Annotated in this window: 15 protein-coding genes; 6 read left to right on the top strand and 9 right to left on the bottom strand. The window is 36.2% G+C overall.

Annotation, left to right across the window (positions count from 1 at the left end):
• Positions 1–39: 39 nt before the first annotated feature.
• A complete protein-coding gene (locus AOR04_RS13865) occupies positions 40–390 on the top strand; it encodes a hypothetical protein (protein ID WP_232525477.1) in 351 nt (116 codons plus the stop codon).
• A gap of 510 nt (positions 391–900) precedes the next feature.
• Positions 901–2,211, top strand: a complete 1,311-nt coding sequence (locus AOR04_RS13860; protein ID WP_096793681.1) for a hypothetical protein — start codon at positions 901–903, stop codon at positions 2,209–2,211.
• A 286-nt stretch (positions 2,212–2,497) separates the two neighbouring features.
• On the opposite strand, the gene AOR04_RS13855 is transcribed toward AOR04_RS13860, so the two are convergent.
• The gene (locus AOR04_RS13855) at positions 2,498–3,541 is read right to left on the bottom strand and encodes an acyltransferase family protein (RefSeq protein WP_096793680.1); all 1,044 of its coding nucleotides are present in this window, start codon (positions 3,539–3,541) and stop codon (positions 2,498–2,500) included.
• 385 nt (positions 3,542–3,926) lie between these two features.
• Between AOR04_RS13855 and AOR04_RS13850 the strand changes: the two genes are divergently transcribed.
• Positions 3,927–4,928, top strand: coding sequence for a metal-dependent hydrolase (locus AOR04_RS13850; RefSeq protein WP_096793679.1), 1,002 nt, complete (start codon positions 3,927–3,929; stop codon positions 4,926–4,928).
• A gap of 71 nt (positions 4,929–4,999) precedes the next feature.
• Here AOR04_RS13850 and AOR04_RS13845 read toward each other — a convergent pair whose 3' ends face one another.
• Positions 5,000–5,308 (bottom strand): hypothetical protein, encoded by a 309-nt coding sequence (locus AOR04_RS13845; protein WP_007378459.1) that lies wholly within the window; start codon positions 5,306–5,308, stop codon positions 5,000–5,002.
• A gap of 440 nt (positions 5,309–5,748) precedes the next feature.
• Here AOR04_RS13845 and AOR04_RS13840 point away from each other — a divergent pair, with 440 nt between their 5' ends.
• The gene (locus AOR04_RS13840) at positions 5,749–7,119 is read left to right on the top strand and encodes a linear amide C-N hydrolase (protein WP_096793678.1); all 1,371 of its coding nucleotides are present in this window, start codon (positions 5,749–5,751) and stop codon (positions 7,117–7,119) included.
• A 141-nt stretch (positions 7,120–7,260) separates the two neighbouring features.
• On the opposite strand, the gene AOR04_RS13835 is transcribed toward AOR04_RS13840, so the two are convergent.
• From AOR04_RS13835 to AOR04_RS13820, 4 genes are all read right to left on the bottom strand, one after another.
• The gene (locus AOR04_RS13835; RefSeq protein WP_096793677.1) at positions 7,261–8,145 is read right to left on the bottom strand and encodes an IS982 family transposase; all 885 of its coding nucleotides are present in this window, start codon (positions 8,143–8,145) and stop codon (positions 7,261–7,263) included.
• Positions 8,146–8,625: 480 nt separating this feature from the next.
• A complete protein-coding gene (locus AOR04_RS13830; protein WP_096793676.1) occupies positions 8,626–10,806 on the bottom strand; it encodes a GAF domain-containing hybrid sensor histidine kinase/response regulator in 2,181 nt (726 codons plus the stop codon).
• A 296-nt stretch (positions 10,807–11,102) separates the two neighbouring features.
• Positions 11,103–11,780 (bottom strand): DUF799 domain-containing protein, encoded by a 678-nt coding sequence (locus AOR04_RS13825; protein ID WP_007378466.1) that lies wholly within the window; start codon positions 11,778–11,780, stop codon positions 11,103–11,105.
• A 1-nt stretch (position 11,781) separates the two neighbouring features.
• Entirely contained in the window at positions 11,782–12,060 is a 279-nt protein-coding gene (locus AOR04_RS13820; RefSeq protein WP_232525538.1) for a DUF4810 domain-containing protein, read from the bottom strand.
• A gap of 140 nt (positions 12,061–12,200) precedes the next feature.
• On the opposite strand from AOR04_RS13820, the gene AOR04_RS13815 reads away from it, so the two are divergent.
• A complete protein-coding gene (locus tag AOR04_RS13815; protein ID WP_157770546.1) occupies positions 12,201–13,460 on the top strand; it encodes an IS4 family transposase in 1,260 nt (419 codons plus the stop codon).
• 42 nt (positions 13,461–13,502) lie between these two features.
• Here the strand turns inward: AOR04_RS13815 and AOR04_RS13810 are convergent, their stop codons facing one another.
• Both AOR04_RS13810 and AOR04_RS13805 read right to left on the bottom strand, forming a co-directional pair.
• Positions 13,503–14,183, bottom strand: coding sequence for a CsgG/HfaB family protein (locus AOR04_RS13810; protein WP_096793674.1), 681 nt, complete (start codon positions 14,181–14,183; stop codon positions 13,503–13,505).
• A 306-nt stretch (positions 14,184–14,489) separates the two neighbouring features.
• On the bottom strand, positions 14,490–15,260 hold the full coding sequence (locus tag AOR04_RS13805) for a DUF1223 domain-containing protein (RefSeq protein ID WP_096793673.1): 771 nt from the start codon (positions 15,258–15,260) through the stop codon (positions 14,490–14,492).
• Positions 15,261–15,436: 176 nt separating this feature from the next.
• Between AOR04_RS13805 and AOR04_RS13800 the strand changes: the two genes are divergently transcribed.
• Positions 15,437–16,114 (top strand): glutathione S-transferase family protein, encoded by a 678-nt coding sequence (locus AOR04_RS13800; protein WP_096793672.1) that lies wholly within the window; start codon positions 15,437–15,439, stop codon positions 16,112–16,114.
• Positions 16,115–16,348: 234 nt separating this feature from the next.
• Here AOR04_RS13800 and AOR04_RS13795 read toward each other — a convergent pair whose 3' ends face one another.
• On the bottom strand, positions 16,349–19,402 hold the full coding sequence (locus tag AOR04_RS13795; RefSeq protein WP_096793671.1) for a hypothetical protein: 3,054 nt from the start codon (positions 19,400–19,402) through the stop codon (positions 16,349–16,351).
• Between the last annotated feature and the right edge of the window lie 688 nt (positions 19,403–20,090).

Raw genomic sequence — 20,090 nt, 5'->3', positions numbered from 1 at the left:
AGATAAATTGGAAAGGGTTTTATATGAAAAGATCGAAAAGTGACTATTGATATCGAACTTTTTGGCTTACTTTTATTTGGGATTGGTCTAGGTGTCATTTTTATCATTCTTTTACCGTTAGTCTTTTATTTAAAAGGGGAAAAGCTCAGAACGGTTGAAGATATTTTAGAGTCAGGAAATCGTTACTATTCCCTAAATATTTTTATGGTGCTCCATGGTTTACTTCATTATGGCAGTGTATTTTTATTTGATTGTTATGCGAAACGTTATAATTTATTAAATGATAGAAACAAGGTGCCAGCTCAAGTCTCGATACTATTTAAAGTGTATTTTGTAATTTTTATGCTTTGCGTACTTTTAATTTTTTCATCTACATTATTTTTTGAATAATGACTTTAGGCGATAGAAAAACCAAGGCTGCCCTGTCCCCCATTAGAAAGCTTCAGTCAAGTAGGCAGCTGTGTTTTCTTGAACTTTTTATTCAAAAACCAAGTGTTCTTATTATTTAAACTCAATTTGAAGATGGCTACACATCAAGTAATTAAGTCGATTGGTGTGAATATACACTGTGGGCTGGGTAATAACGCCGTGAAAACATATCCATGCTTGCCTATTTTCAGGGCATGGTGACGGGGAAAGGTGTTAAACGTGATACTTGTTTTGGTCTTGGCAAGAAACAAGACCTGACACTTAGCATTCTTCTGTATTCTAGGTTTTAGCGAGTAACTTTAGCTTTAATAAATGTTTAACTTTGCAGGGATGACTATTTGTTGGCTTTGTTTGTGAGGTGTATGTTTTATTTTTGTTTACAAATTATTTCAATTTAGTTACTTGCTAACCTGTTTTTGACCTAATTAAATTGAGATAATGAAATGGAATAAACATAATGGACTAATAAAAATGAATAAATTTATACTTACCCCACTCGCTATTGCACTTTCTTTAACGCTCAGCGCATGTGGCGGCTCTTCATCAGAAGGGAACTCTGTAAGCTCATCAAATGGCGGCAGCACTGCTCAGCTTCAAACCATTTCATTACAAACATTAACTCGCCAGTGTGGAACCGATTCTGCGTATCAAACTGATGTGGTATTTCACAATGATGATGGTGATGCTATCGGCTCTGTTAAAACCGACGCCCAAGGTAGTTTTTCAGGTGAACTACCTTCTGGTACAAAACATGTATCAGTACTGGGTGATGTTGTTGATGAAGCCGATGGTGCTTATAGGCACATATTTACAGAGCTTGATATTGAAAATAGAACTAATTTAGGTAAATACCATTTTAATAAGTTTAGCGAAAACTGTGGTTGTCGCGCAGTGAGCATAGATACATCTGAACTAAATACAATACCTAATGATTACAGGGTGTATCAATACGAAGGCTCAGAAATTTCAGATTCTGTTTTTATTTGCCCAACTACAGAAAACCTTTACCTTACCGCAAAATCTTACTTTTCAAATGACGCTAAAGTGGCTGTTATTGAAGTTCCGCAAAATGCGTCTGTGATAAAAATAACGGATACAGATTTTAGCCATGATGGTGTAGAGGTGGCTAATCAAGGCAGTTTTAATGCAACTTCTGTTAGTACTCGAGGGTATATAGAAGATATAAATTCCTATGAGTTTGTACAGTTTACATACATTAACTCCCCTGAACCGCTATTTGTTTTCCCAACGGTGACTGAGCATAACTTTTATGTACAAACAGATTCATCGGTTGAGCCAACAACAGTTGATGGTGCCCGAATCGACATGCATAGTTATGCTCGAAGTAGTGTAGATTCAGATGGTAGTTATGAGTTGACAGAGCTACCTACTATAACCGAAGACTTAGGATTCAGTTTACTTCAATTTACTGAAAGCAATGATTCAAGCTTTGATTTTAGTAATGTTGATAGCCGATTTGCAAGAGCAGTATGGGATTACAGCTTTTTGGTTGATGATGAAGCAGAAAGCCGATTTGATTGGACAATAAGAGGTGGCATAAGCGGTCAAATTCCAGATTTATCTTTTGGTACTGTGTTTCCTGAACCTACTGATGAAGTTATATTAGAAGAACTCACATTATTTCTGTTTGGTTACGCAGGTAATGCAACTGATGCAAACAGTTATGCAAAGCTTTTAGATACGATTACTGAAGGCGGGCATTTAACTAAGCCTGAATTTAGTAATTACGTATATGTATTTTTAAATGCTGAATTAGATTAATAATTACGTTTAATTTTGTATTATAAGGCCACATTTGTGGCCTTATAAATTATGATATTTTTGCTTTTAATAGTTATGAAGGTTTATTGGATAACACCAATGCTCTCAATTAATGACACCGTAACATAAGCACTCCACTTTACTGTTAAGTTACTTTTTTAGTAGGCGGTGTTTGGCATGACAAATTTTTTACTTGAAATCCAAAAGGACCAAACCTTGAGGAACCCCACATTTTTATCCGAACGACAAGTACTCACCACAACCCTTATTTAATTGTACCAATACGTTAGGTACCGATTAGCTTTCGTGAGTGTCGCCCTATTGGTTTCTTTATTAGCCATGCGAAGGCCATCGTTGCACCGACACCAATAATCATATTTGCAATACCTAATAAGCCGATAATGAAAGCATCTCGATGACTTTGAATATAGTCTTGCAGGCCCATAATTAGAAAACCAACGAAGAAAACATGGTAAAAATAAATAGAAAACGAATATTCACCAATGTTGCATATGGTTTTGGGTAGACGTGTTTCAATATTTTGAAGCCACTTTAAGAGTAGTAAACAAGCTAATATTTTTTGAATGTAGAAAAGAGTTTGTCGAGATGAATACCACCCATCTACTTTATATTCATTAATATATTGGGTAAGGATGGCTGCGCTGATCAAGGCAATAAAAGCGATTAACCACGTTTTATATTGATTGACCTTAGCCATTGTCTTTTCGTAATGACTCCCTATTATCATTCCGAAACAATATGCACCACAAAAATACACCAAACTCTGCATGCTTAGAAAATCAGGAAAGGCGCTGCGGGATATAACCAAGGGCACGCATGCAAGAAAAAACATCAGCTTTGGTGTGCGTTTATTCACAAAATCTAGCAATGGTGTCAATATGAAAAGTACTAATAAAATCGGGATGTACCAAAATTGAATAGCTGCGGTTCCGGATACTAGGTTTGTGGCGACTGTGATAATAAACGATATATCGATTGCTGCACCATCAGCAAGATAATATTGCCAGTACACAGCTGTCGCTATTGTGCTTGCGGCAACATAGGGTAAAACAACATTAAGTATTTTACTCTTATAAAATGAAATCCACCCTTTATTCTGTAAAATTTTGCTGAAAAGTAATCCCGAGATAATGGCGAAGTATAGTGTGCTGCCGTGAAACAATAGTTCAGTTGAGTAAAAAAGCGTTTTTAAACCGAGAGAATCTAAATCGCCAGTCCAAAAAATAGCAAATGACCACGCATGTGCTGCGACAATACTTAAAATCGCAATGCCTCTAAAGGCTTGTAAATGAGAAATATATGAAGACATAGACAAAAATCATCGCTCGTTAAATATACGTTATAATTATGTTACTGTTCAGGTGGTGCGATAGATACCCATTACATACGTATTCAGGGCTTATAAATTTAAACGAGGTAAATCTTACTACTCCAAATTTATCGCCAAAATGCCACCTTGAGCTTTTTGTATCTTGCCTTTTTCATTTTATAACGCAGCGATTTAGTGTCTTTTAATTGCTAATCCAAACACGATGCAATAGATAATGAGTCGCTTGAGAGGTCTCACTTTGCGTCTTTCTCGCTAATATATATTTTGCCAAACCCAACAAGTGTCTATTTTTTAAGATCGACAGAGCCTGCGAAGCAGTACATTATAATGCGTGCTTTAATTGATTTGAAAAAAGGGGATTTAATTGGATTCACTCACACAAGTGGTGCTTGGCAGTGCAGTTGCTTATGCAACATTGGGCAGTAAATTAGGTCGCAAATCTTTATTAATTGGGGCGGCGTTTGGCACTTTACCAGATTTAGATGTGCTAATTAATTTTGGTGGCGATGTTGAAAATTTTGTTTATCATCGTAGCTTTAGTCATTCTTTGTTTATACAGCTGTTATTGAGCCCCTTATTTGCGTGGCTTTTACTCAAAATGAATTGGGCTAAATGTATAACGATGACGCGTTGGTCGGCTGGCATTTTTTTAATTTTAAGTACGCATTCATTACTCGATAATTTTACCGTTTACGGTACGCAGTTGTTATGGCCGTTGTCGACATATCCTTTTAGTATTTCGAGTATATTTATTATTGACCCTGCGTATACTTTGCCTCTAGTGTTGTCTTGTATAGCGCTGTGTTTTGCACGTATGCGACCGCATGCACAACTTATAAACACGAGCGCGTTAGTCATTAGTTCGTTGTATTTAATTTGGGGCTTTACGGCTAAATACTACATTAATAGTAAAATTTATCAGGCGCTGAATCAAAAAAACATCACATTCTCACATTTTGAAAGCACGCCGACTCCGCTTAATACTTTGCTGTGGCGCGCTGTGGCTATTACTAAGCAAGGTCATTATGAGATTTATGTATCTGTGTTTGATGAAGTTAAAAACGTTAATATTCAATTTTACCCTACAGAAAACGCGTTGCTAACTAAGCTCAATGATGCAAAGCAGATCGTGTTATTAAAACGATTTACCAAAGGGCTTTACGGTGTTTATCAACAAAATGAACAGGTTGTTATTAGTGATTTAAGAATGGGGGTAGAGGGCAACTATGTATTTTCATTTGTGGTTGCTGAACAAAAAGATCAGCAGTTGATCCCAGGGCAATATCAGAAGCTCAGTAATCGATTGCCGCTAGATAAGCTTAAGCTGGTTTTTGCTCGTATTACAGATCCAAATATCGATTTATAAACGAGCGTGGCGTATCCACTTTTTTAATCATGGGTTTTAGTTGGGATTGCTCACTATTACCTAAGCCTAATTTAGTCATCAGGCCCTTTGAGCGTAAATATTAAATGCTTGCGCATATCTTTTAAAATAACGCCTTTTTTAAGCATTTCGCCACTTAAGCGTTTTTGCCATTTTAATAAATTTGGCTCTGCGGCCGCTAAAGCTTGCTCGCTTTCAAACTGAAAACACAAAAGTAGTGAACTTGGAAATAAATGATATTGAACATCAAACCAGCATTGCAGCATGCCTGGGAGCTCAGCGCGGCCTAGTTCTTCTAATTTTTCAGCTGTATTAAGTACAAGTGCTTGCTGTTTTATTTGCACCGCAGAGAGTTTTTTCATTATTAAAATCCAAGTTAGCGGCTAAAAAATGCAGCCGGAATGGGGGCATTATACGCAAGCTTGTAGGTTGGTAACAACACCCAGCAAATACTGATGATGATTTGGTATAAGTATGTATTTGGGTGTGAGTTCGTAAAAGTAATTTTTACTACAGTGACGCAGAAGATAAACCTTATTCAAGCTTTTTCTGCGTTAGTTTGACGAATCTTTAGTTTCTGGCTTTATTAGGTTTTTTGTTGTTTTATTTAAAAGTGTTGAGGCCGGTATAAGTTGATATTTATATTATGGCGAGATGAAAAGTCAGCGCTTTAAACTTTGTGTTCCGATCTTGTGTAATAAGCTGTAATAGGTCTTTGTATTAATAGCTGTTAACTTAAATCTTACTGAAAAATATAAATACAGTAAATTTTATTTTAATAGTTAATATAAGGAAAATCACGATGTGTACAGATTTCTCAATTAAAGCCGTAAATTCTAATTTTCAAAAAAGTATTCCAGTGATAGGCCGTTCAATGGAGTTGGGGCCAGATTTAAAATCAGAACTATTTTTTAGGCCTAAAAAGTATATATATAAGCAAATTACCTTAACATCGAGTCAGTCAGATTTACAGGATGACTCTGCACAATTTGTACTTCGTGACGATATTGATGTTATTAATAAACACCTCCTTGCTTGGACTGGTGATTATGGCTTTGTTGCTATGAATGGGTTTAAGCTTGCTATAGCTGAAACTTTAGGTGTAGAAGAGACATTTGCGAATATAGCCACTAACGGATTAAACACAGAAGGCTTAACTACCGGATCTATGGTGTTAGCACAAAGTGAGTACCAATATCCAATATCAAAAACTTGTAACAATCAAGATATTATTTACTACCCTAGCCTTCCTGCGTGGATATTATCAAGTTGTAGCACTTGCCAAGATGTTATTAATGGATTGGACTATGACAAATTGGTGTTAAACAAAGGTGGATCTGATTTAAAAGAATGCGATTCAGATAAAAAAGATAAAATTTTAGTTGTTAGTCCTTTTTCTAAAGCTCCAAATGCAATGAAGTTTCATTTTCCTGTGCATGATGCTGAAGGGAATAGCATTGTTTTAGAATATGCTCAAGGGAAGCTAACCATAACAGACCTTAATCCAATCGGTGTTCTTACTAATGATCCTTTAATTGCTTGGCAACAAGAAAATGTTCGTTATAACTATGTAAATGTAATGCCATTTAATTTTCAGAATGAACAAGGAGAGCCAACGACACCGAGTGTAAGTGCATATGAAAGTGCAGCCTCTAATTTTCAGTGTAACTCCTATGCGCAAGGAACTGGATTTTCAGGTGTTCCTGGAAGTTCAACACCTGTTGATCGTTTTGTGAGAGCGGCAATGATGACTAATTTTTCATTTCCAGTTACACAATTCACGTCCCAATATGAAATAGATGAAGCTAATGATTTTAAGTCTAATGTAGCCAAAGATGCTGAATTAATGAAAGAAGTGCCCTCAATAAACAACAATATTAAAGTAGGAAAAGAAGATGCGACTACGCTGGCTTTTCATATATTAAACACGGTCGATATTCCATTGGGAACAAGTCGAGATTCACAAGGCGAAAATGTCCATGATTTCACACAGTGGGTTACTGTATCTGATTTAAAAAATAAAATATTTTCAGTTAGAATGTACCAATCACCGCAAGTATTTAGCATTAATTTGATGGAGTTAGAGCTTGAAGGTTTAAAAAATTACACTCATCAGTTAGACACATATATTAAATCTATGGATATAACAACCCAATTAAATAAAAACTCTTAATCTTATATTTGAAAAATAAGTGCTAGATAGGTTTCATTTTAAAATTAATAATAGTTCGTTTTTTGAATTCCTATTTAGCACGAACTCTGGCTGAAATTTACTAAAATTTTGAATTGTGATGATATTTAACCTGAGTTCTGCTTAAGCGATAACTAATGCGTTAAGCTCTACGTCAGTTAAATTAAGGTGTGGCTTATTTTCTTTAAAGCAATAAGCTACCAATCCAGCGACTAAATTCAACATAAAGCCGTTCATACTCCGATGTCTTGAATGTTCAATGAAGGATATGTTCTTGAGCTGGTCATTAATTGTTTCGATTATAAAGCGTTTTGAAAGCATTGCTCTATCCCATAATGACATCGCTTTTGCCTTCATATTTTTGCGAACCGTCGTAATGAGCTTTACCCCTTTATCGAGTAAATCGGCTTCTAAAGCTTTACTTAAATACCCTTTGTCACCATATAATTTATCCGTCAGGCAGCTCGCTAATTCACGGACTGGTTGAGTATTATGTACATTTCCTGTTGTCACTTTCGCAGCAACAATTTCACCATGGTGATTAACGATTAAATGTAGTTTGAAGCCATAAAAGCATCCCATTGTTCCTTTGCCACGCTGAGCTATTCCATCAAAGGTTTTGTGTCTTGGAATACGAATGTTATGGCACACCTTAATACATGTGGAGTCAATGAATTCAACGCCTGTGGGTTTACCTTTAAGTGAAGTGAAATAGGCACACATCGGCACAATTACCCTCGGCATAACGGCTAAAAATCGTGTGTAACTGAGCAAGTTGGGAAATTCACTTTTGTACATAAGTGATACATAGCCAAGGTAGTAATTTTTGAAATCTCGGTGATGTGACATATGAAAACTAATAACAATAGTCATAATTTCACTGGTCGTCATACGTCCTGAACGCTGACGTTTTTGGGTGCCATCTTCGAATAATTGTTTTTCCCATTGGGGTATAAATACTTTGCAAAAATCATCGACATCGCAAAATAATTCAACTAATTTAATCATGCCTGTTCCTTGCTTATCCAATCGTTTTTGGTCGAAAGATCGGATCTCGGAACAGGCATTTAGTTCAATTTCTTAAACGAGATTCAGGTTAACTACTGTATATAACAAAGCACCTGTTAAAAATAATTTTAACAAAGCTCACTAATTGGGCTGAAAAAGTATCAGCATAGTAAATAAATGTAGCAGTAAAGTAGGAATAAAAATATTTCACTTTATTGCACGACATAGCTTCGCTTTGATTTTTCCAAGTTTAAGCACGGGCCTTTGTAATGCTCTAAACTGCCGTATTATTGGATTGAGGTTAGCGCAGCTTTATTGTAGATGTCGCTTATGAAAGCTATCTTTTTAAGTGGTGAGTTAAGCGAGTTTATGCGCTTTTTTATAAAGCTTATTAAGATTTAAAATAGGTTGCTTGATTAGTCATCTTTGCGAGCCTTATATCGCTATGTTTATTAGGGTGAAGCAGGCTATAAATAAGTCTTATAAAAGTTTAAGCTGCTTGGATAAAAACAAGGTTGTTACATCAGCTACTTTAATAAGTGACAGTTTATCTGCATGGCTCCATGAAATTTTTGAGCCAACACTTTCACAACAAATAACACCTAGCGGTTTGTTACCAATAAAGTAGATGTAATCAAGCAAGGAGTAAATGTTTGATGGTTCAAAATAAACCTTGGTTAAGTTTTTAGTGATTTCGTGTTTTCTTGCATCTGATGCGTCTAATACTTTATGCTCTAAAATATAGTCAAAGTATGCAGGAAAGTCTTCAGCTTTTAAAACTACATTACTTACAATCTCATTTTTTTCATCAAGGCAAATTAAGCTATTAATGGCAGTATAGTCGTGATTAAACAACCCGAGACTGACTCTGTCGGCATTTGAAATTAACTTTTTTAGCTCATTGCATATCTGTTTTAGCTTACGTTCACTCGTAATGTTTGGGTTACTAACTTTAACTGCTAAATTTTTGATATTTGAGTTTTTTGGATTATAGACATTGAGCAAGCTATTTAAATGCTCTTTATTAAATGGCTTCGTTAAATAGCCATCCATACTAATATCTAAATAGTGTTCAATATCTTGTTTCATGGTGTTGGCTGTCATGGCAATAATTGGCGTTGTTTTACCTGTTTGTTGCGCTCTAATTATTTTAGTGGCTTGCACTCCATCCATCACTGGCATTTGAATGTCCATAAAAATCAAATCAACATGGTTGGCAAAAAAGTAATCAACGCATTCTTTGCCATTTTCGGTAAATATTACTTTCGCATTATGGGCTTGTAGCATTTTACTTACGACAACTTGATTTACTTTATTGTCTTCGGCAACCAAAATAGTACACCCTTGTAAATCGGTTATTTCTTTATTTGGTTTTAATAATTCATCGAGTTCTGATGTTTCAAAGCTTTGTTGGTAAGTAAATACAGAACCTTTATCTTCTTTACTCGTGAAGTTGATTTTGCCATTCATTAAATCACTTAGCTTGGTGCAAATGGAGAGGCCAAGGCCCGTGCCCCCGTACTTTCTAGATGTAGATGAATCAGCCTGATGAAACTCTTTAAATAAATTTTGCTGTGCAGCTTTACTAATACCAATACCTGTATCGATTATTTCAAATACAATATTTTGGGTGTTTAAGGAGTTCTCTTTTACAGTGACTTTAAACTCTACCTGGCCTTGTTGTGTAAATTTAATCGCATTTGAGCATAAGTTATTTAAAATTTGTGAAATTCTGACTGGATCGCCTTTTAAGGTTGTAGCGATATTTTTATCTATCGATGGAATAAATTTTATGCCTTTATCTGTGGCTTGTTTCATTAGTGGATTAATTACATTGTTAATGACTTCGCTCAGGTTAAAGTTAATATTCTCAATATTTAATTTACCCGCTTCAATTTTTGAAAAGTCTAAAATGTCATTTACAATATTTGAGAGTATATTTGCGGAGCTTAAAATACTTTTTAAGGCGTTATCTTTTTCTATATTTGAAGTCTCTGCCAGTCCAAACTCAGCTAAATTTAAAATGCCGTGCAGCGGAGTTCTTAGCTCGTGCGACATATTTGCTAAAAATCGACCTTTTAGAGTGTTAGCTGTATCAGCTTCTTTTTTTAGTTCTTCAAGATTTTTATTATGTATTTGTTGTTGTTTTAATGCAGTGGCCAGCTTTCTGTTGTTTAACCTGAGCTCAAGTTGTGCGATAACTTCTTTGCCAAGTATTTTCAGTGCGTTAATTTGTGTTTGAGTTAGCTTTTTTGGCTGGTCGCTGATAACACATAATGTACCAATTGTGCTGCCACTAGGTGTAACTAGCGGTGTGCCCGCATAAAACCGAATGTTTGGATCGCTGGTTACTAGAGGGTTATCATAAAAACGTTCATCAAGTAGAGCGTTTTGTATTTCAAATACTTGGTCTTGCAGTATTGTATGAGAGCAAAATGCGATATCTCTTTCGGTGGAGTCTACATCGATACCATACTTTGATTTAAACCACTGCCTTTGTGGATCAACTAAGCTTATAAGTGATATGGGGACTTCACAAATATCAGAAGCAAGTTGAGTTAAATCATCAAATACTTTTTCGGCTTCAGTATCTAATATTTCATATTCATACAGGGCTTTTAATCTAGATTCTTCGTCTACTGGTATTTGTGCTTTTATCATAGTATTGCTCAATATTTATATAGATTCACTATAAGAGTAATTTAGTGATAATGACAACTTAAACATGTAAATCAGGCTAATAAATAGATTCTGTATTTTGCTACTCCATTATTACTTTTTTGGAATGTTTTTTCTATTGTGACTAATATTAGTTTTTAAACTCGTATTTTAAAATCTGCACTAAATACTTAAAAGTAACTTTGCTAAGATTTTTAGCTAGGTAAGCTTTTATTAAAAAGGCCGAACCCCATTTAATGGTTCGGCCTTTTCAAACTTTAGGTTAATAACAATAAAAGTTATTTTTTCTTTTCGCTTGGTGCTGGTTGGCCATAATTAGGTGAACGAGGTCCATATAACAAGCCGTTGTAAACATCTGAAGAAAGTAAGCGTGTTGAAGTCATTGCTGCGATTTCAAAGCCTTTATCGGTTACAGTTTCAGCAATTTGATTAATTGCTGCAATAACAAGCATACCTACAAGGCCACCACCGCCATTACTTTGTTGTTCAGCGGAAGAGGCTCTTGCTTTACCTTGCCACAATTGCTCGCCAGTGCGTAAATCAACTAATGAAGCAGATACAGTAACAGCAGTTTCGCTAGAAATAACAACATAGCTAGTACCGTATTCTTCAATAGTGATGTAAAGCGCAGAGTCTGCACCAAAAATCTCATGTAATTTATTTACCGGTACTTGGTGCACGTCGCTTGCAACAGTGAGGCCATTACCTTTAAAGGTTTGCTCAACTAAAGCAACAGGAAAAACATAGAAACCCGACTCAGCTATGGGCGCGACCATTTGAGTCATCACACTGTATGGTGCAATTACTTCCGGTGTATTATTTAGCGGAGGTAAAATAATAACAGAGTGAGGGTCTGCTTGTTTAAATGCTGTGTAGTCATGTGCTGGTGGAGGTGAAACACAACCAGCGAGTAATGCGACTAATGCGATCGCTGTGTATGATTTTAAATTAAGCATATTAAGCGCCTTTCGCAGATTTTAGAAGGAAGTCGATGTAATGAACTGATTCTGGGAAAAGTGATTTCTCAGTTTCGAAGTGAGTAGTACCTAATGAAGGATTACCCGTTTCAAAATACAGCATACCTAGGTGAGCATGTAGGCCAGGCGCAACATTCTTACTTTTGTTTGCGGCATCGACAATAATTTGCTCAAGCATACTAATTTGCTCTTCGGCTGTTACGTCATCTGCTTTTAAATAGGCGTATACGGCAGTGCTATAGTCGCCGTAATAGTAAATAGGTTCTTTCGTTGCGTTACAACCTGTTAGGGCTATACAAACAAATGCTCATAGGTTGGATCTTAAGAAAACTTGAAGTTGAACTCTGTTAATGATCAAATAGTTACGCCAATAAAAACATGACTAAAAACAGAGTTCACATGCAGATTAACCAAGTTTCAAACCAATTAAAAGCCCTTATCTCAGAAAAACACCTCATTGAGCTTGCAAAAACCTCTGGATTTCAAGTTCGACACCGTTGCCTGTCGATCGTTTCTCTGCTCAAAGCCGTATTTAAAAGCTTATCTTGCCTGCAAGACGCTAACTTGTCAGATATCCATCAAAACTTGCGAACGCAGGCTGATTGCACGATAAGTTATAAACCCTTTCATAATCAAATTCGAAAACCAGCCTTGACTGAGCTTGTCCGTGAGCTCGTTATTCAAGCGATGTCTAAATTGACTGTAAACACGCTGGATAAAACCTTTTTTACCCAGCGAGGAATACAGCGAGTGTTATTGCAAGATGGTTCTTCATTTGCTCTACATGATGAATTAGCGCAGGTTTTTGCTGGTCGTTTTACTGCTGTAAGTCCTGCCGCAATTGAGTTGCACGTTACCTATGACCTATTTAATGAACAACCCTGCGAAATAGATATTCGTCCTGATGTTGAAACTGAGCGCGCCTTTTTACCAGGTAGCCACACACTTGAAGATACGTTATTACTTGCTGATGCTGGGTATTTTGACTTAGATTACTTTGAGCAAGTAGCTCAAGATGGCGGATATTTTTTGATCAGAGCAAATAAAAACATTAACCCAATCGTTACATCAGCTTATTGCGCGGGTATAGAAATTAAAGAAAAAAACATTAAAATCAAAACGTTACTCGATAAATTCGCAAGCCAACCACTTGAATTAACAGTACGTTGGAAGAAAAATGGGCCCGAGTACAGGCTTATCTATTTACCGAATGAAAAGCGCCCCGTTTTCCTTGTTACTAATTTAAAAGAGGCACAGTTTAGCTTTGACGAACTACTCGATATATATGCAACTCGTTGGCAAATTGAGTTGTTTTTCAAAGAACTAAAGTCATGGAATAATCTTAAAGGGTTCATCACACGAGATCCTCATATTGCCGAATCATTGGTTTGGCTGAGCATACTGCAAACACTTATCAAGCGTTTTATCTGCCATAGTGCAGCGGGTATGTTTAAGTGTGCGATCTCGACATTTAGAGCGAGTAAGTGCAGTTATCTTTGGTTGGATGATATTCTGGATTGCATAGAACAAACACGGTGCAGCCATAAGATACATCGTGTATTTGAGCTACTAGCGGTAAATTGTAAGCGGCAAAGCATTGAGAAAAACAATGATATTTGCCGTTTTAAGATAGGAAGTCACACGGTCTGTGTTCCTTAAGAACTAAGCTATGAACAAATGCTAAGGTAATTAGCTTTTTCATTATTTATTGCCCCATTGGCCAGCTTCAAGACCAGTAACTAACTTGTTAACGACTTCGCGAATAGCTAGGTCAAGTACTTTGCCATTTAATGTGGCATCGTATGAAGCTGTGCTACCAAAACCAATAACTTCACGTTCTGATAGGCTGTATTCACCAGCACCTTGCACTGAATAAATAACTTCTGATGTAGTAACATCAACAACATTAAGCGTTACTTTGGCATAAGCAATTTGCGATTTACCTTTACCCAATAAACCAAAAAGTTGGCGATCGCCAATAGCTTTACGGCCAAACTCTGTTACATCACCAGTTACAACAAATTTAGCACCGCTAAGAACTTGTTTTGTACCTGTTAACTTTGCTTCTTTTGCAAGGGCTGCCATATTGTCGCGATCAAGCACACTAAAGCGATTTGTTTGTTGTAAGTGGCTCATTAGTGTGGTTTTTGCTTGGCTGCCTAAACGGTCTTGCCCTGATGAAAATATACCATTTTGAAAGCTCGAACGGTTTACAAACTGACCTACGACTAGTTTGCTTTTTGTACCTGAGTAGGTTGTGTTATAGCTAGCAACAGTTGGTGTTTCTATTACTTTTGATGATGTTGTAGCACACCCAGCTAAAAAGGAAGCTGTAATTGCAGCGATTACAATTGTTTTAATGTGGCTTTGGTTAATTCGCATAAATTTTTGTCCATATAGATAATTGCAGAAGTTTTTATTGATAGGCGCTTGATTTTTATACTTATAAGTCAATTACTTATTTCAAGAGTCCATTCAACTTACTTTATAAACAAAAGTCGATGTAAATAGAATGTTATTTAAGTTTTATACAGATACACACAATAAAAAAGAATAAATTCTTTGTAATAATAATGCTAATTCATTAGTTTTTAAATTATTTAAAGCCTTTTTCTATAGTTGATATACAAGGACATTTATTGCGCGCTGAGTTGTTAATTAGTAATTTTATTCAATTAACTTTAATTTTTAAAACCAATCGGCTGCAACTTGAAGTGGGGTAGGGTCGCCTTTTTTAGATACCCAAAACACTAAGGCTTGCTTTGTTGGCGATATTTTTTTAGCGCGAGGCAGGGTTAAGTCAGTTAATGATAATTGCTGCTTGGTCTGCATGTCACTTTGCTCGTAGCCAATAACAACAAAGTCGTGCTTTAACTTATGGCCTGCGTTTTCGCCGCTGTGTATTTGTGTTTCTATGCCAAAGCCTAACAGAGCTACATGGGCTATTAAGTTTTGGTTAGTATTATCTTTGGTATTAACGGTATCGTATTCGAGGTTAATTTTACTGTTGTTTATAGTCGCTTTTAAATTACCTAAATAACGGGCTTTAGCTACGGGAATAGCTTGTTTATAAAACCAACCTTGCCACCCGTTGCCGTTAACCATAAATCCTGGAGTAGCTACAATCCTACTTTTACCGAGTGCCTTATACGTGCGTTGTCTTTTACTAAAAAGAGCAGAGGCAAACGGGTCTTTCCATCCTAAATAATCCCAATAAGTAACATGAAAATTAATAGGGATTAAATCAGTCCATAGTTTTTCATCATCTGTAAACGTTGAGATCCAGCGCTCTGCTGGTGGGCAGCTACTGCAACCTTGCGATGTGTAAAGCTCTAAAAAGGTAGTCGGATTAGCTGTACTGGAAATAGTTACTTGCTCAGCAGCTTGGCTTTGAAAGCAAAAAATTATTAACCCAACAAGTGAGATTAAAAATGGATGGGATAGTGCTTTAAAAGGCATATTACTTCTTACAAAAGTTTATTTTTTTTTAGCATAAGTGATTTTTACGATTGAAGTATCACGGAATACTCACAATTAAATCACGTTTTAACTGTGTATTTTACTTAGTTAAAACTTAATTTGAACACCCGCTCAAGCTGTGCTTTAATCATTGTTCAATTATTGAGGGACTTTACATGATTAAATTTTATTTTCACCATACGCCTAACCCAATGAAGGTGGCACTCTTTTTAGAAGAAACAGGCTTGCCGTTTGAGCTTGTTCCTCTTGATACTTTGAAAGGTGAGCAACATACACCTGAATTTAAAGCAATTAATCCAAACGCTAAAGCACCTGCCATTGTTGATGGTGAAACGCGTGTGTTCGATTCGAATGCTATTTTAATGTACCTTTCTGAAAAATATGCAAAGCTAGAAGGCAAGGGCGAAGACCGCGCTGAAATGCTGTCGTGGTTAATGTTTATTGCATCTGGTTTGGGTCCGTATTCTGGGCAAAGTGTACACTTTAGACATATGGCGCCAGAAGGGCTTGATTACGCGGTTAATCGATATTTGCGTGAAGCACAGCGTCACTACGAAGTGCTTGATACGCACCTTGAAGGTCGTGACTTTATTGTGGGTGATACATATACCATTGCTGATGTATCTGCATGGGGGTGGATTGATAAAGCGTCGGTTGTATTAGGTGAAGAGGGCTTAGCGCCTTATCCTAATCTTAAACGTTGGTTTGAAAGCATTGATAGCCGCCCAGCGGTTGCACGTGCACGCGTAATTGGTACTGATATAGCCTTTAAAAAAGAGTTTGATGAAGATGCTAAAAAAGCATTTTTCCCTTCCAATTACCCTAAACAATAACTATAGTAAGCGAGCTTATTATGGGCCGCTAGTTAACCTGAACTCTGGATAATAACTCTACCTCAAGCAACTATTTTCAGCGCTCACTGCGTTGAATTTACTTGCAATAGGTCAGCTATTGACGCGTAAATTCGCCTTGTTTTCACTGAAAATCTCTGGCTAGAGAAAATAAATTTAAATATCAATATAATTCAGTAGGTTAGTAAGTATCTTAACCAGAATTCAGGTTAATTATCAAATTTTAATGATTTCTCTATTGTTGGACTGATTACTTAACGTGATGGTCGTTAAAAATAGTGAACTCTCATGTTCGATAGAGTCCTCTAGTAAAATACAAAAAATAAGTAAACGCGTATTTATTCCTGCTTTACCCCATCCTAATTTTGAGAATAAATCATCTATCAGGTTTTGCGTTATGCTTTTAACCCCAATCCAATAATCTAAGTCTTCTTCCAATTCGTGAGTGAGTTTTAGTAAGGTTTGATTTAGTTTTTCTAGCGTTTCAAAATGGTTTGTACTGGCATCAAATGCTTTAACTGCTTTTTTTACATTTTTTAATGTTGTTGGAAAACGCTTTAGCGCTCTTGCAGCTTTTCCAATGGTTGTAAGGCGTTTAGCTACTCCCTTCCACGACTTATTTGCATTGGCACCATTTTGAGAATCAGGGACAAGCGCAAGATAGTCATCCCATTTATCTGTATTTTTTAAATCTTTTTTAATACGACGGTAATCAACGGTTCTACTAGAATCCCCATCTAATAAATGGTCAAACAATATACTTAGATCATTATATGATTCATCTTTTAGGGCATATAAATGCAGTATATTAAAAATAACTTTCCTTTCAAAAGGCGAACCACTTTGTAAGTAAATTAAATAACGTGCTGCATTATGATATAGCTTATCGCCATTTAGCTGTTCAAATTGTGCATAGACTTCATGCCCAGAACGCATCGTCATTGCTATGACGCTACTAGTATAAATGTTGCTGTTTTCAATACTATGTTGATAACGACTAATTGCGACTTTTATATTTTGCTCGGGAATAAGTATGGGTACATCTATTGGTAAAGAGTCGGCATGACGGTGGGTCGACAAATCAAGGGAATCAAAGAAGTCTTCAATCTCTCTTAAATTGTGCAGTTTGTTATCTTGATTTGTATACTCAAGTGAAATAGCACCATTAAACTCGGGATCTAATGCTGATTGCGCAACACCAAAGATGATTCCTAATTTTGCTTGTCTGGATTCTGAAAGCCCTGATGCAGTTCCTTTAATGGTGTAATCGTGTTTAACATATAAGTTACCATTGGCATCAACTTCAACCGTTAAGTCTCGATTAATATCGCGTACTTTACTTATATCAAAGCCAATAATGTTTAGGCCCAGCCGAGTTGAACTATTAAGTGCTGTTTCAAACCGTGTAGTGATAGGTATTAAGTTTATTGCACCCGCTCTGTTTAATGCTTGCATAAGTAATGAGGCTTTTTTCCCATCGCCTATCGCTAAACAGCGGAATAAGGTTTGTACTTGTTTATTTTCTGGTTGTAGGATTATTATTTTTAATTTTTGAAGTTCGAATAAACGTTGTTGTTTAATCGATTCTAAATTAAGACCAAACTTAATGTTGGCTGCTTTTTCTAATTTTTCAGTGATGTTCTTTTTAAATATCTGGTATCGATTTATTACACGATTAAAATTAGCTTCTATATTTTGATCAAAATTAGCAATCGTCTGTGCTACGTCATCGCCGAGCGAAGCGATAGGTTTTAGTTGGGAAGCTGTTTTCTCTTTTAAATCGTTAGCAAACTCATCCGCTTTCTCACGAAGTTTTTGCTGTAATATTTTTATTTTTTCAGACAGATATTTTTCTGACTTGTGCTGAGCAGCCATAAAAATAGGGTCAGCATTTGATTGCACAACACCAAATAAACTCAGTAATCTATTAATTATAGATGTTGCTAAGTCGTCTGGGGCCGCTTCTGTTGAGAGCAATGTCTTATTGAATTGCACGATTAGCCCATCATCAAGTAACTTTTTAATTACATCATCGATCTCATTTTGTCCTAGTGTGATTTCGGCTATTGGCTTGTACCATGTATCTTCATCAATTGTATGTAATATGTCATCAACCAAGATTTGGCCAGGGTTACTGTATTCCTCAAGCTTACTAACCAGTTCATTACCTTTACCAAGCAGCATTTCTATGTACTGTTTGGCGAGTGCATCCATTCCTTCAATTTCTGCTTCAAGTGCTAGTTTTAAGGTGTTTTTTGTCTGCTCTGTTTCTCTTAAAGTTAGTAATAGTTCTATTTGCTGTTGATCATTACGATATACATCAAGTTCCAAGTCACCAGCTATTTCTTGGCGCCTTGAAAGTGAGACTGCTACGGAGGCGTCTACTCCAATAAGATGCCCTTTAAGATTTGTTTTTGAAGCGAGCGATTTTCCAATTTCTAATTCGCCAGATAATATTAGAGAAGATGCCATTTTAATTGAAAATGCACGATATCCCTCTCTAGCATCACTACTAGTACGCTTGACTAATTGAGTGTTTATATCGTTCAAGTTCCAAGGGCGAACTGGTTTTTTAAACATACTCCACAGGGTTTTATAGCTAGTAGTTTCTTCATTTACTTGGTAGTACGAATCAAACTCCACACTACCTGATTTATCTAAACCGGCACCTATTTTAAAAATATTAGCAGAGGTTGATGTTGATACATTAATATCATAGGCAGCTTTTACATCTTGATTGACGAGGCAAAACCCATTTGGAAGTGTTTTGGATAAAAATGTTGGGCGCTTTGTGTCATTTAAAACAGAGATACTAAATTCCCCGTAGGCACCAGCTGTTACACCAACACTAAGTTGATCAATTTTTGATTTGTGCTCTTTAGTAAATTCAAACTCTTTTTTTAATCCGTTAGTTTGTTCACCAATTGGTGTTTCAAGAACAGACCAAAGTTGAAATGCTTTATAGGCTTCTTGATAAATTTCAGAGCTTTTAATTTTTTTTATTTGTTCAGCTGAAAAAAGTACGACTATATTTTCAATGACCTTTTTTATTTCCTCGACTAGGTCATCTATATTGGGGTCTTTAATAATTCCATAAGCACTGTTAACCAAAGTAATAATATCAGAAAGCTTAGTGCTATTTGCTTCATCAATATTAAAGTACTTTTTTAAATTTGCGGCAGAAGATAGGCTTTCGAGTAAGTCGTGGGCTTTAGCTGGTGCTAAATATGAGGAAGGAACAACGCGATCAAGTGATGTTAGTGATATCATTTTAAAAATCCTTTTGATTTTAGTTTATATTTTATTGATCACCTTTTATGCGACTACATCAACTGTAACCTAGAATAAATTGCTGTTAAATAAATGGCAAGGCTATATTTTAAACAACATATTGATTGAATCATAAGTGCTTAATTTTTGGTTATAAGCGTAACTAGAATAAACGATTTAATTAAAAGCTGCGCTTTTCACGCGAGCAAGCTCGGCGTCTACAATAAATATTAAACCCCAAGTTTAGCTTTACCTGTAGGCGTACAGCTTGCTGACGCGACGAGCAAAGCTCGTAATGTTTTTTGGTTGTAAGCGTAACTAGAATAAACGATTTGATTAAAAGCTGCGCTTTTCACGCGAGCAAGCTCGGCGTCTACAATAAATATTAAACCCCAAGTTTAGCTTTACCTGTAGGCGTACAGCTTGCTGACGCGACGAGCAAAGCTCGTAATGTTTTTTTGGTTGTAAGCGTAACTAGAATAAACTATTTAATTAAAAGCTGCGCTTTTCACGCGAGGAAGCTCGGCGTCTATAATAAGTATTAAACCCCGAGTTCAGCTTTACCTGTAGGCGTACAGCTTGCTGGCGCGACGAGCAAAGATCGTAATGTTTTTTGGTTGTAAGCGTAACTAGAATAAACTATTTGATTAAAAGCTGCGCTTTTCACGCGAGCAAGCTCGGCGCTACA

Origin of the sequence: Pseudoalteromonas sp. 1_2015MBL_MicDiv (genome assembly GCF_002407505.1) — a bacterium.
GTDB classification, from domain to species: Bacteria; Pseudomonadota; Gammaproteobacteria; order Enterobacterales; family Alteromonadaceae; genus Pseudoalteromonas; species Pseudoalteromonas fuliginea.
This window is presented reverse-complemented; position numbering and strand designations above follow the sequence as displayed.

Coding starts and splice junctions, on each gene's coding strand:
- AOR04_RS13860 (WP_096793681.1), top strand. CDS start 901: ATGAATAAATTTATACTTACCCCACTCGCTATTGCACTTTCTTTAACG.
- AOR04_RS13855 (WP_096793680.1), bottom strand. CDS start 3,541: ATGTCTTCATATATTTCTCATTTACAAGCCTTTAGAGGCATTGCGATT.
- AOR04_RS13845 (WP_007378459.1), bottom strand. CDS start 5,308: ATGAAAAAACTCTCTGCGGTGCAAATAAAACAGCAAGCACTTGTACTT.
- AOR04_RS13840 (WP_096793678.1), top strand. CDS start 5,749: ATGTGTACAGATTTCTCAATTAAAGCCGTAAATTCTAATTTTCAAAAA.
- AOR04_RS13835 (WP_096793677.1), bottom strand. CDS start 8,145: ATGATTAAATTAGTTGAATTATTTTGCGATGTCGATGATTTTTGCAAA.
- AOR04_RS13830 (WP_096793676.1), bottom strand. CDS start 10,806: ATGATAAAAGCACAAATACCAGTAGACGAAGAATCTAGATTAAAAGCC.
- AOR04_RS13825 (WP_007378466.1), bottom strand. CDS start 11,780: ATGCTTAATTTAAAATCATACACAGCGATCGCATTAGTCGCATTACTC.
- AOR04_RS13815 (WP_157770546.1), top strand. CDS start 12,201: ATGCAGATTAACCAAGTTTCAAACCAATTAAAAGCCCTTATCTCAGAA.
- AOR04_RS13810 (WP_096793674.1), bottom strand. CDS start 14,183: ATGCGAATTAACCAAAGCCACATTAAAACAATTGTAATCGCTGCAATT.
- AOR04_RS13805 (WP_096793673.1), bottom strand. CDS start 15,260: ATGCCTTTTAAAGCACTATCCCATCCATTTTTAATCTCACTTGTTGGG.
- AOR04_RS13800 (WP_096793672.1), top strand. CDS start 15,437: ATGATTAAATTTTATTTTCACCATACGCCTAACCCAATGAAGGTGGCA.
- AOR04_RS13795 (WP_096793671.1), bottom strand. CDS start 19,402: ATGATATCACTAACATCACTTGATCGCGTTGTTCCTTCCTCATATTTA.